The organism is Pseudomonas putida (assembly GCF_030159595.1).
Lineage (GTDB): Bacteria > Pseudomonadota > Gammaproteobacteria > Pseudomonadales > Pseudomonadaceae > Aquipseudomonas > Aquipseudomonas putida_AC.
This window is the reverse complement of the sequence record NZ_BSKJ01000002.1, coordinates 206,879-218,883: the sequence shown is the minus strand read 5'-3', so window position 1 is coordinate 218,883 and position 12,005 is coordinate 206,879. Positions and strand designations below refer to the sequence as shown.

Below are 12,005 nucleotides of genomic sequence, written 5' to 3'. Positions count from 1 at the left end.
TCAAGCGATCCGAGCCACCTTCGGCAACGTTTTTCAGCGGTTGGGCGATTTCGGCAGCGCTGGAGCGCGATTCAGCAGTCAGGTGTTGTTCAGCGGCTGGCAGGGCAAAAGCGTTGGCGGCCAGGATGGACAGGGTCAGGGTCAGCAGATGGCGTTTCATGATTTCGGTGCTCCTCTCGGGGGCTGGAAAGTGGTTACGGAGCCAATGCTACGCCGCGTAACGCCAGAGAGAAGTTCATACGGGTAATGGTAACAATCGACCGCATTGATAGAGGTTCTCAACGTCTCTATTCGGCGCCTTTCGGGTCGATTGATGGCAATTTGATTTGGGTGCTGACAGGTGACATGCAGGGTCTTGGGCGACAAATTGCTGAGCAAAAGGCCAGGAAAAACTTCGCTATCATGGCGCCATCGATAAAACCCTGCGGGTTTTCATCAGTCCGAGATATTGAGTGCCACCGCCGTGCCCGTTTTGTGCCATGCCGCAAGGAGAATCACGCAATGACGCGTCCCGCCAGAATCCTCGTCTGGACCCTCACCAGCCTGCTGACATTGCTGGCAATCCTGGTGGTGGTGATTGCCACCTTCGACTGGAACCGCGCCAAGCCGCTGCTCAACGAGAAGGTTTCCGAGGCCCTGCACCGGCCCTTCGCGATCAACGGCAACCTTGCCTTGCAGTGGCGTACCGAACCCGAAGAGGGAGGCTGGCGTGCGTGGGTGCCTTGGCCGCACTTCATTGCCGAAGACCTGACCTTGGGTAACCCCGACTGGCTCAAAGAGCCGAAAATGGTCGGCCTGGAGCGCGTGGAGTTCCGTCTGGCGCCGTTACCGCTGCTGTTCCAGCAGATCAGCATCCCGCGCATCGACCTGATCAAGCCCACTGCCAGCCTCACTCGCCTGGCTGATGGCCGTGCCAACTGGACGTTCGACTTCGGCCCCAAGGATGAGAACGCAGAACCCTCCAAATGGCAGCTGGATATCGGTGCGATCGGCTTTGATCAGGGCAATGTCAGCTTCGATGACCAGACCCTGAAAACCAGCATGAAGGTGCAGATCGACCCGCTGGGCAAGCCGATCCCGTTCAGCGACATTGTCGGTAAGGCCAGCGCCGAGAAGGCCGGCGGTGCCCAGGACTACGCCTTCGGGCTCAAGGCCCAAGGCCGCTACAAGGGCCAGCCAGTGTCAGGCACCGGCAAGATCGGCGGCCTGCTGGCCTTGCAGGACGCCAGCCAGCCGTTCCCTTTGCAGGCCGACGTGCGCATCGCCGATACCCATGTGGTGCTCGCCGGCACCCTGACCGACCCGCGCAACCTCGGTGCCCTCGACCTGCGCCTGCGCTTGTCCGGCGCCAGCCTGGGCAACCTCTATCCATTGACCGGCGTGACCCTGCCAGACACCCCGGCCTACTCCACTGACGGCCGCCTCAACGCCAACCTGCATGCGGCGCAAGGGGCGACATTCAACTACCAGGGCTTCAACGGCAAGATCGGTGACAGCGATATCCACGGTGACCTGGCCTTCGTCGCCAGCCAGCCACGGCCCAAGCTGTCCGGCAATCTGGTCTCGAACCAGCTGCTGTTCAAGGACCTGGCGCCGCTGATCGGCGCCGACTCCAACGCCGAGCAGAAAGCCCGTGGTGGTGCCAGCAAGCAGCCGGCCGGCAAGGTGCTGCCGGTGGAAGCGTTCCGCACCGAGCGCTGGCGTGCGATGGACGCTGACGTCACCTTTGCCGGCAAGCGCATCGTGCACAGCGCGCAACTGCCATTCAACGACCTGTCGGCGCATGTGATTCTCGAAGACGGCCTGCTGCGCCTGGAGCCCCTGCGATTTGGTGTGGCCGGCGGCAACCTTGCGTCCAAAATTCGACTGGACGGGCGCAGTGTGCCGTTGCAGGGCCGTGCGCAACTCACGGCGCGGGGCTTCAAGCTCAAGCAACTGTTCCCTTCCTTTGCGCCAATGCAGACCAGCTTCGGTGAGTTGAACGGCGATGCCGACATCAGTGGCCGCGGCAATTCGGTGGCGGCCTTGCTGGGTACGGCCAATGGCGACCTGCGCATGCTGATCAACGATGGCGCGATCAGTCGCAGCCTGATGGAGATCGCTGGCTTGAATGTGGGCAACTATGTGGTTGGCAAGCTGTTCGGTGATGAGGATGTGAAGATCAATTGCGCGGCGGCAGATGTGGGGATCAAGGATGGCCTGGCCACAACGCGCCTGTTCATCTTCGATACCGAGAACGCGATCATCTACATCAACGGCACGGCCAATTTCGCCAGCGAGCAGTTGGACTTGAAGATCACGCCGGAATCGAAAGGGCTGCGGCTGTTCTCGCTGCGCTCGCCGCTGTATGTGCGCGGGCCGTTTGCCAAGCCCAGTGCCGGGGTGCAGGCGTTGCCGCTGGCGTTGAGAGGGGCAGGGATGGTGGCGCTGGGCGTGGTGGCCGGGCCGGCGGCGGGGTTGCTGGCGCTGATTGCACCTAGCAGCGGGGATGACCCCAACCAGTGCACGCCGTTGTTGCAGCAGATGAAGGCGGGCAAGGCGCCAGCTGCGGTGAAAGGCAAGAAATGACAGGGGCTGCAAAGCAGCCCCTTGCGTTTACAGCCCCTGTAGCAGGTCGGACATGTCGTCGGCGTGTTCTTCTTCCTGTGCCAGGATGTCCTCAAAGATCCGCCGCGTAGTCGGGTCCTTGTCGCCGATGTACTGAATGATCTCGCGGTAGCTATCAATGGCGATCCGCTCTGCCACCAGGTCTTCCAGCACCATCTCCTTCAACGAATTACCCGCCACATACTGGGCATGGGAATTCTTGGTCAGATTATCCGGGTTGAAGTCCGGCTCCCCACCCAGCTGCACGATGCGCTCCGCCAGCTTGTCGGCATGCTCGGCTTCCTGGTTGGCATGTTCCAGAAACTCGCCGGCAGCCACACTGGCCTTGATGCCGCTGGCCATGAAGTAGTGGCGCTTGTAGCGCAGTACACAAACCAGCTCGGTGGCCAGTGACTCGTTCAGCAGGCGCAGGATTTCCTGGCGATCGGCGTGATAGCCCTCGGTCACCGCGCCTTGCTCGACATGCTGGCGGGCACGTTCGCGCAGGGTTTGCACATCGGTCAGTTCAACGTTGCTCATGGTTATCTCCAGTCGGGTCAGGACGGTCGGTGAGGATGGGATTTACGCGCCATGCACGGCGTCGCTGTCCTCTTGGCGTTGTTTGCACGTCTTGAAGCCCTTGGCATCGACATGGCCGGTAGCGTCGAAGCGCACATAGTAGGGCTGCTGCTTGCCGTCGCGGTTGAGGATGTAGTCGTTGCAGGTCCCCCCGTGCGGCAGGTCGATCACGTTCGACGGGCTGCCGCCGATGGCGATGACCTTCTGCATGGTCATGCCGTGTTTCACCTGCTTGACCAGCGGTTCGTCACGGTAGGTGACGTAGCCCACCGGGTTTTCCGGGCGGCTGCCGCAGGCGGCCAAGGTGGCACTTGCCAGAAGGATTGCCAGGGTCTGCTTGTACATGGTCCCGCTCCTTGCAAAGGGTCTGTGTGGTTTGGAACCACAGCGTGCGCCGGGAGTTCGATTGCGATGGTCATGATGGCCGCTGTAGTGTTGGCCGGTCGTCCACGGAAAGGGGATGGGGCAATGCAGCAGGAATTGGCCACGCGATACCCGTTGGTGCTGGTACCGGGCATGCTCGGGTTTGTCCGGTTGGTGCTCTACCCCTACTGGTTCGGTATCGTGCCGGCCCTGCGCAAGGGCGGGGCAGAGGTGTTTCCGGTGCAGGTATCGCCGCTGCACTCAAGCGAGGTGCGTGGCGAGCAGTTGCTGGCGATCATCGAAGACATTTGCCAGCGCACTGGCACCGACAAGGTCAACCTCATTGGCCACAGCCAGGGTGCCCTGAGTGCGCGTTACGCGGCGGCCAGGCGGCCGGCGCGTGTGGCGTCGGTCACCTCGGTGGCCGGCCCCAATCACGGGTCGGAACTGGCGGACCACCTGGAGCGCACGGCACCGGGCGACTCCCCCCAGGGGCGTATTCTCAAGGCCGTGCTGCAGGGTTTTGCCGTACTGCTGGTATGGCTGGAAACCGGTTGGCGCCGCGATCCGCTGCCGGTGGATGTGCATGCCTCGCACCAGTCGCTGACCAGCGCTGGAGTAGCGCTGTTCAATCAGGCTTATCCACAGGGCCTGCCGCAGACTTGGGGCGGGGAAGGGGCGTATGAGGTCAATGGCGTGCGCTATTACTCGTGGTCCGGCACCTTGCAGCCCGGCCTGACCGACCAAGGCCGCAACCGCTTTGACGGCAGCAACCGCTTCTGCCGCCTGTTCGCGCGAAGCTTCGTCAAGGAGAAGGGCCAGTGCGACGGCATGGTCGGGCGTTTCAGTTCGCACCTTGGCCAGGTGATTGGCGACGACTACCCGCTGGATCACCTGGACATCGTCAACCAGTCGCTCGGCGCCGTGGGCAAAGGTGCCGAGCCGGTGCGGCTGTTCACTGAACATGCCGCCCGGCTCAAGGCCGCAGGGCTTTAGCGGCGAATCGGTGTAGTCCAGCGCTCGGCCAGCACCACGCCAGCGAGGGTCAGCAAGCCGCCGACCAGGTGATAGCGGGCCAGTTGTTCGTCGAGCACCACGGCGGCGATCACTGCGGTGACAACCGGCAGCAGGTTGAAGAACAGCGTGGTGCGACTTGGCCCCAGACGATGCACAGCTTGCATCCACACCAGCGGCGCGATCATCGAGGCCAGCACGCAGGCGTACAGCACCAGGCCGATGTTGTGGCTGTTCAGGCCGGTCTTGTCCGACAGCAGGAACAACGGCAGCAGTACGACGATGGCCACCAGCACCTGCAGGTACAGCAACTGCAGGGGCGGCAGGCGCAGCTGCCATTTCTTCAGCAGGAAGCTGTACAGCGCGTAAGCCAGGGTGGCCACCAGCATCAGCAGGTCGCCGCTGTTCAGGCCGTGCGCCAGCAGGCTGGCGGGATGGCCGGCGCTGACCACTTCCAGTACGCCAAAGAACGACACCACTGCGCCCAGCAGGGCACCGTAGCTCAGGCGCTGACCCAGCCAGGCGATGGACAGTGCCAGTGAGATCAGCGGCATCAGCGAGAGGATGATGCCCATGTTGGTGGCGCTGGTAATGCCGGCGGCGAAGTAGGCCAGGCTCTGGTACAGCGCCATGCCCAACACGCCCAGCACGAACACCTTGCCCAGGTGCGGGCGGATCGCCGCGCGGTTGCGCCACACGGCAGGCAGCAGGAACGGAGTGAACAGCAGGGCGGCCAGCAGCCAGCGGTAGAAGCCGATTTCGGCGGGGTGGATGGCACCGGCGGACATCTTGGTGACCACGGTGTTGCCGGCCCAGATGAGGATGGCGGTGAGGGGAAACAGGTAGTTCATGGAGCGGGTTACTCGTGCAGGACTGAAAGGGCTTGCGCAGCAGGCCCCGATGTCAGCCATTATCAACTGTCTGTTCACAAGCCTATACTTCTATCCAGACAACCCGCCCCGCAAGACAGTCAGCATGCCGCCCAAACACCTCGATATCCCCCAGTTCACCCAGCTCCCGGCCCTGGTGTACTTCCGCCACGACGAGTTCGGTGCCGACACCCTCAGCGCCCCGCACCGTCACACCTGGGGCCAGCTCAACTACTCCGCCCATGGCGTGATGCAGCTGGACGTCGCCGGCCAGCGCTTTCTGTCGCCGCCGCACTACGCCGTGTGGGTACCGCCCGATACCGAACATGGCTGCTACAACCCCCAGGCCATCGTCTACCGCTCGGTCTACCTGGACCGCACCCTGTGCGCCGGCCTGCCGCAGCAACCGTGCAGCCTGATGATCAGCGACATTCTCAAGGCCATCCTCGCCGACTTTGCCCGGCGCGACCTCAAGGTGGCGGAGGACGAGCGCGACCAGCGCCTGGTGCAGGTGCTGCTCGACCAGTTGCTGCTGGCGCCCACCCAGGCCTGTTACCTGCCGTTTGCGCATGGCGAAAGCCTGCGTCAGGTGCTCGACGCCCTGGGCGCAGAGCCCGGCGACAACCGCTCGTTGGCCCAATGGGCCGCGCAGGTGCATGTCAGCGAGCGCACCCTGGCCCGCCAGTTCCTGCGTGAGCTGGGCATGAGCTTTGGCGAGTGGCGCTTGCGCCTGCGGTTCTTGCGTGCGATCGAAGCGTTGGAGGCCGGTCTGCCGATTCAGGCCATCGCCTTCGACCTTGGCTACAGCAGTGCCTCGGCGTTCATTGCCATGTTCCAGCGCCAGGCCCAGTGTACGCCCGAGCAATATCGCCGGCAGGCACGGGCAGGGCGCTGAAAAATCTTGGCTACACTCAGCTCGACCCCCGTGCATCGGGCGCGGAGCGAAGGAGACCACTCCATGAAAGTGCTGCAAATCCCATTACTGGCGTTGGCACTGTTGTTCAGCGCCCAAGGCTTCGCGGCCAATACCGCGCAGCAGGAAAAAATGAAAACCTGCAATGCCGACGCCACGACCAAAGCCCTCAAGGGTGATGAGCGCAAAGCCTTCATGAGCACCTGCCTGAAAAAGGACGTGCCGCAAACCCAGCAAGAGAAGATGAAAACCTGCAACGCCGACGCCACCACCAAAGCCCTGAAGGGTGACGAGCGCAAGGCCTTCATGAGCGACTGCCTGAAGAAGAAATGACCTGCGCCTATGCCTGCAGGCGCAAGGCTGGCAGACTGCGGGCATTCCCGCTGTCTGCCGTCGAGGCTGTATGACCTTTACCCCCCGTCAGATCACCCTGGCCAGCCTGATCATCGTCATGGCCGGGCTGCTGCTGGCTTTGCCCCTGAAGTTGCTGCCCAGCTTGCTTGCCGGCCTGCTGGTGTTCGAACTGGTCAACATGCTCACCCCGCGACTGCAACCACTGCTGGCCGGCCAACGCGCCCGCTGGCTGGCCGTGGCGCTGCTCGGTACGCTGGTGGTCAGTACCCTGACGCTGCTGATTGCCGGTGCCTTCAGCTTCTTGCTGCACGAGGCGGAAAACCCCGGCGCCTCGCTGGACAAGTTCATGGCCCTGGTCGAGCGCGCCCGTGGCCAGCTGCCGCCCTTCATCGAGGGCTACCTGCCCGCCAGTGCCGCAGAGTTCAAGGTGGCCATCGGCGACTGGATCAAGAGCCACCTGAGCGACTTGCAGCTGGTGGGCAAGGGCATGGCGCACATGTTCGTGACGCTGCTGATCGGCATGATCCTCGGCGCCATCATCGCCTTGCAGCGTATTCCCGATGTTTCCCGGCGCAAGCCCCTGGCGGCGGCGCTGTTCGAGCGCCTGAACCTGCTGGTGAAGGCGTTTCGCAACATCGTGTTCGCACAGATCAAGATCTCCCTGCTCAACACGGCCTTCACTGGCATCTTCCTGGCAGTGGTGATGCCGCTGTTCGGCGTGCACCTGCCGTTGACCAAGACGCTGATCGTGCTGACCTTCCTGCTGGGGTTGCTGCCGGTCATCGGCAACTTGATGTCCAACACCCTGATCACGATTGTGGGCTTGTCGCTGTCGATCTGGGTGGCGGCGGCGGCGCTGGGCTACCTGATTGTCATCCACAAGGTCGAGTACTTCCTCAACGCGCGGATCGTTGGCGGGCAGATCAGTGCAAAGGCGTGGGAACTGCTGCTGGCGATGCTGGTGTTCGAGGCGGCGTTCGGGCTGCCAGGGGTGGTGGCGGGGCCGATCTACTATGCCTACCTGAAGAGTGAGCTGAAGCGGGCCGAGCTGGTCTGATTCTTCACTGACCTGTGCCGGCCCTTTCGCGGGCAAGCCCGCTCCCACAGGTACTGCACAGGTCTAAGGTACTGTGCGGTCCCTGTGGGAGCGGGCTTGCCCGCGAAGAGGCCGGTACAGGCCATAGAGATGTATCAGGCAGCGCCGTACCGCTTGCGCGCCTCGATGGCCAGGCCGCTACCAATGCTGCCAAAGATGTTGCCTTCCACATGCCGCGCGTTCGGCAGCATCGCCGCAACGCTGTTGCGCAACGCCGGAATCCCGCTGGAACCACCCGTGAAGAACACCGTGTCCACCTGGTCTTCGCTCACGCCAGCCTTGGCCAGCAATTCAGTGACGCTACCCCGCACGCGTTCCAGCAAGCCTTCAATGGCCTCTTCGAACAGTACGCGAGTCAGCTCTGCCGTCAGCTCAGGCTCGACACGGCGCAGGTCGATATGGCGGCTCTCACGGTCAGTCAGCTCGATTTTGCTGGCCTCGACTTCCATCGCCAACCAGTGCCCGGCACGTTGTTCGATCAGCTTGAACAGGCGGTCGATGCCGAAACTGTCCTCGATGTCGTAGCGCATGCTACCCAGCGCCAGCTGCGACTTCTGCGAGTACAGGGCGTTGATGGTGTGCCAGGTGGCCAGGTTGAGGTGGTAGCTGGTCGGCATCAGCGCGCCGCTCTTCATGCGGCTACCGTAGCCGAACAGCGGCATCACGCCTTGCAGGCTCAGTTGCTTGTCGAAGTCGGTACCGCCAATGTGCACGCCGCCAGTGGCGAGAATGTCGCTTTGGCGCTCGGCGACCAGGTGACGCTCCGGCGACAGGCGGATCAAGGTGAAGTCCGAAGTACCCCCCCCGATGTCGACGATCAGCACCAGTTCTTCACGGCTGATACTCGACTCATAGTCGAACGCCGCGGCAATCGGCTCGTACTGGAACGACACGTCCTTGAAGCCGATCTTGCGCGCGACTTCGGCCAAGGTGTCTTCGGCCTCCTGGTCGGCAGCCGGGTCTTCGTCGACGAAAAACACCGGGCGGCCCAGCACCACCTGGTCGAATTCGCGGCCAGCGGCGGCTTCGGCGCGCTTTTTCAGCTCGCCGATGAACATGCCCAGCAGGTCCTTGAACGGCAGGGCGCTGCCCAGCACGCTGGTGTCGTGCTTGATCAGCTTGGAGCCCAGCAGGCTTTTCAACGAGCGCATCAGGCGGCCTTCGTAGCCTTCCAGGTACTCGTGCAGCGCCAGGCGGCCATACACCGGGCGCCGCTCTTCGATGTTGAAGAACACCACCGAGGGCAAGGTGATCTTGCCGTCTTCCAGGGCGATCAGCGACTCCACGCCAGGGCGGTGCCAGCCGACCGTGGAGTTGGAGGTGCCAAAGTCGATGCCCAGGGCGCGGGCCGGGGATACGTCAGACATGGGGAATGAGCTTCCGGAGGCAAAACGGCCGCGCAGTGTATGCCAGTTGGCTACAGAATCAAGACCAGTCGTCTGCCATGGCGCAAACCCAAGGCGGCCTTGAAAGGCTATGCTTGACCCCTATCTTCAGTTGCAACACGCACATTCACATTGGTGATCCACAGATGGACTTCAAAGACTATTACAAGATACTCGGCGTAGAGCCCACGGCGGACGACAAGGCAATCAAGGCCGCATACCGCAAGCTCGCGCGCAAGTATCACCCCGATGTCAGCAAGGAGCGCGACGCCGAGGACAAGTTCAAGGAGGCCAACGAGGCCTACGAAGTGCTGGGCGATGCGCAGAAACGTGCCGAGTTCGACGAAATTCGCAAGTATGGCGGCCAGCATGGCCGGCCGTTCCAGGCACCACCAGGCTGGGAGAGCCGTGGCGGTGGCGGCGGCTTTGAAGGCGGCGATTTCTCCGACTTCTTCAGTTCGATGTTCGGTGGGCGGGGTGGCAACCCCTTCGGTGGCGCCCGGCAGCAGCAACGCAGTGCCGGCAGGCGAGGGCAGGACGTGGAGCTTGAACTGGCGGTATTCCTTGAAGAGACCCTGAGCAAGGAGTCCAAGCAGATCAGCTTCCAGGTGCCGCAAACCAATGCCATGGGGCAGCGCACTGGCTTCACCACCAAGACCCTGAACGTGAAGATTCCGGCTGGGGTGACCGACGGCGAGCGTATCCGCCTCAAGGGCCAGGGCGCGCCGGGCAGCGGTGGCGGGGCCAATGGTGACCTGTTCCTGACCATCCGCATGGCACCGCACCCGCTGTTCGATGTCGAAGGCCATGACCTGATCATCACCGTGCCGCTGGCACCGTGGGAGGCGGCCTTGGGCACCAAGGTGGCGGTGCCGACCCTGGAAGGCAAGATCAACCTGACCATCCGCCCCGACAGCCAGAGCGGCCAGCGCTTGCGCGTGCCGGGCAAAGGCTTGGCCAACAAGAGCGGCGAGCGCGGCAATCTTTACGCGCAACTGAAAGTGGTCATGCCGCCGAGCTCCGATGAGGCTGCCCGCGAACTGTGGACCAAGCTTTCCGAGAAAGCGGCGTTCAACCCGAGGACACAATGGAGTAAGTGATCATGAGCAGCACCCTGATCGTTCAACTGGACATGCGTACCTTGTGTCAGGAAGCCGATGTCACGGCGGACTGCGTGATCGAAATCGTCGAACACGGCATTGTCGAACCCTCTGGGCGAACGCCAGAGGACTGGTTGTTCGACGATCAGGCGCCGCTAGTGGCCAAGCGCGCGGCGAAGCTACACCAGGAGCTGGAGCTGGAGTGGGAAGGGGTGGCGCTGGCGCTGGAACTGCTGCAGGAAGTGCAGCAGTTGCGCAGCGAGAACAACATGCTGCGCCAGCGGCTGGGCAGGTTTACCCAGATGTAAGGTTTGCAGGCCCGGCCTCTTCGCGGGTAAACCCGCTCCCACAGAGATCCCACATTGCCCAAGACATGTGAGGTCCCTGTGGGAGCGGGTTTACCCGCGAAGAGGCCAGCACAGCCGACATCAATTTCAGGTGGGTTCGGCCCCGGGGTTCAGCACCAGCTGCATGAAGGTCAGGTCCAGCCAGCGGCCAAACTTCACCCCCACCTGCGGCATCTGCCCGGTCACCACGAAGCCCAGTCGCTCATGCAGGCGCACCGACGCCGCATTGCCACTCTCGATGGCTGCCACCATCACATGCTTGCCACACCCGCGCGCGCGCTCTACCAGCGCCGCCATCAACACCGGCCCCAGCCCTTTGCCACGCTGGTCGCTACGGACATACACCGAGTGTTCAACGGTGTTGCGAAACCCTTCGAACGGCCGCCAGTCGCCAAACGAGGCATAACCGAGCACGCCCGTGTCGTCCACCGCGACCAGGATCGGATACCCCTGTTGTGCCCGTGCCTCGAACCAGGCCTGACGGTTGCCGAGGTCCACCGGCGTTTCGTTCCAGATCGCCGTGGTGTTGCGCACGGCGTCGTTGTAGATGTCGAGGATGCCCGGCACGTCGGTGGGCAGGGCGTCGCGGATTTCGTAACTCATGACAGCGTCTCGCAGGGTCGTTGCTCGCAGATTAAATGGTTACCAGCCCGCGCACACCTTCGGCTTGCATGTTTTCGCCGCGCCCGTGCTGCACGATCTCGCCACGGGCCATGACCAGGTACTGGTCGGCCAGTTCTTCGGCAAAGTCGTAGAACTGCTCCACCAGCAGAATCGCCATGTCGCCACGCTCGGCCAGGCGGCGGATGACGGCACCGATTTCCTTGATCACCGAGGGCTGGATGCCTTCGGTCGGCTCGTCGAGAATCAGCAAGCGCGGGCGGCTGGCGAGGGCGCGGCCGATGGCCAATTGTTGCTGCTGGCCGCCCGACAGGTCGCCGCCACGGCGCTGTTTCATCTGCTCCAGCACCGGGAACAGTTCGTAGATGAAGGCGGGAACCTCGCGGGCTTCACGGGCCGGGAAACGTGACAGGCCCATCAGCAGGTTTTCCTCGACGGTAAGGCGCGGGAAGATTTCGCGGCCCTGGGGCACATAGGCGATACCGGCCTGGACCCGTTGCTGGGGCTTGAGGCTGGTGATGGGCTTGCCTTCCCATTCAATGCTGCCGTCACGGGCGGGTACCAGGCCCATCAGGCAGCGCAGCAGGGTGGTCTTGCCCACACCGTTGCGGCCCAGCAGGCAGGTAACTTCGCCGACCTTGGCTTCGAAGGACAGGCCGCGCAGGATGTGGCTGCCACCGTAGTACTGGTGCAGGGTGTCGATCTTGAGCATGTGAGTATTCCTGAAAAGGTTGCTGTGCCTGCACTGGCCCTATCGCCGGCAAGCCAGCTCCCACAG

Annotated in this window: 13 protein-coding genes and 1 pseudogene; 7 read left to right on the top strand and 7 right to left on the bottom strand. The window is 63.0% G+C overall.

Features of this window, described 5'->3' with window-relative positions; all coding sequences use genetic code 11:
• Positions 1-160 (bottom strand): annotated as a pseudogene (locus tag QQL85_RS05340) (phage infection protein); the annotation flags it as partial.
• Positions 161-501: 341 nt separating this feature from the next.
• Here QQL85_RS05340 and QQL85_RS05335 point away from each other — a divergent pair.
• On the top strand, positions 502-2,568 hold the full coding sequence (locus QQL85_RS05335) for an AsmA family protein (RefSeq protein ID WP_284353299.1): 2,067 nt from the start codon (positions 502-504) through the stop codon (positions 2,566-2,568).
• 27 nt (positions 2,569-2,595) lie between these two features.
• On the opposite strand, the gene QQL85_RS05330 is transcribed toward QQL85_RS05335, so the two are convergent.
• Entirely contained in the window at positions 2,596-3,126 is a 531-nt protein-coding gene (locus tag QQL85_RS05330; protein WP_284353300.1) for a ferritin-like domain-containing protein, read from the bottom strand.
• Positions 3,127-3,168: 42 nt separating this feature from the next.
• Complete coding sequence (gene osmE / locus QQL85_RS05325; protein WP_284353301.1) at positions 3,169-3,510, bottom strand: osmotically-inducible lipoprotein OsmE; 342 nt, start codon at positions 3,508-3,510, stop codon at positions 3,169-3,171.
• Positions 3,511-3,633: 123 nt separating this feature from the next.
• Here osmE and QQL85_RS05320 point away from each other — a divergent pair, with 123 nt between their 5' ends.
• The gene (locus QQL85_RS05320) at positions 3,634-4,524 is read left to right on the top strand and encodes an esterase/lipase family protein (protein ID WP_284353302.1); all 891 of its coding nucleotides are present in this window, start codon (positions 3,634-3,636) and stop codon (positions 4,522-4,524) included.
• Here QQL85_RS05320 and QQL85_RS05315 read toward each other — a convergent pair.
• Positions 4,521-5,393 (bottom strand): DMT family transporter, encoded by an 873-nt coding sequence (locus QQL85_RS05315; RefSeq protein WP_284353303.1) that lies wholly within the window; start codon positions 5,391-5,393, stop codon positions 4,521-4,523. The two genes, QQL85_RS05320 and QQL85_RS05315, sit on opposite strands and share 4 nt — an antisense overlap.
• A gap of 124 nt (positions 5,394-5,517) precedes the next feature.
• Between QQL85_RS05315 and QQL85_RS05310 the strand changes: the two genes are divergently transcribed.
• From QQL85_RS05310 to QQL85_RS05300, 3 genes are all read left to right on the top strand, one after another.
• Positions 5,518-6,306 (top strand): AraC family transcriptional regulator, encoded by a 789-nt coding sequence (locus QQL85_RS05310; RefSeq protein WP_284353304.1) that lies wholly within the window; start codon positions 5,518-5,520, stop codon positions 6,304-6,306.
• Positions 6,307-6,369: 63 nt separating this feature from the next.
• A complete protein-coding gene (locus tag QQL85_RS05305; RefSeq protein ID WP_284353305.1) occupies positions 6,370-6,657 on the top strand; it encodes a PsiF family protein in 288 nt (95 codons plus the stop codon).
• Between the two features lie 70 nt (positions 6,658-6,727).
• A complete protein-coding gene (locus QQL85_RS05300) occupies positions 6,728-7,735 on the top strand; it encodes an AI-2E family transporter (RefSeq protein ID WP_012274423.1) in 1,008 nt (335 codons plus the stop codon).
• Between the two features lie 134 nt (positions 7,736-7,869).
• Here the strand turns inward: QQL85_RS05300 and QQL85_RS05295 are convergent, their stop codons facing one another.
• Positions 7,870-9,141 carry an Hsp70 family protein gene (locus QQL85_RS05295; protein ID WP_284353306.1) on the bottom strand — a complete coding sequence of 424 codons (1,272 nt, stop codon included), beginning with the start codon at positions 9,139-9,141 and terminating at the stop codon, positions 7,870-7,872.
• A 164-nt stretch (positions 9,142-9,305) separates the two neighbouring features.
• Between QQL85_RS05295 and cbpA the strand changes: the two genes are divergently transcribed.
• Together cbpA and QQL85_RS05285 are read left to right on the top strand one after the other, a co-directional pair.
• Positions 9,306-10,259, top strand: a complete 954-nt coding sequence (gene cbpA / locus QQL85_RS05290; protein WP_284353307.1) for a curved DNA-binding protein — start codon at positions 9,306-9,308, stop codon at positions 10,257-10,259.
• A gap of 2 nt (positions 10,260-10,261) precedes the next feature.
• Complete coding sequence (locus QQL85_RS05285; RefSeq protein ID WP_019098566.1) at positions 10,262-10,567, top strand: chaperone modulator CbpM; 306 nt, start codon at positions 10,262-10,264, stop codon at positions 10,565-10,567.
• A 126-nt stretch (positions 10,568-10,693) separates the two neighbouring features.
• Here the strand turns inward: QQL85_RS05285 and QQL85_RS05280 are convergent, their stop codons facing one another.
• Positions 10,694-11,209, bottom strand: coding sequence for a GNAT family N-acetyltransferase (locus QQL85_RS05280; protein ID WP_284353308.1), 516 nt, complete (start codon positions 11,207-11,209; stop codon positions 10,694-10,696).
• Between the two features lie 31 nt (positions 11,210-11,240).
• Positions 11,241-11,939: an urea ABC transporter ATP-binding subunit UrtE gene (gene urtE / locus QQL85_RS05275; protein WP_016489402.1), complete on the bottom strand. Its 699-nt coding sequence runs from the start codon at positions 11,937-11,939 to the stop codon at positions 11,241-11,243.
• Between the last annotated feature and the right edge of the window lie 66 nt (positions 11,940-12,005).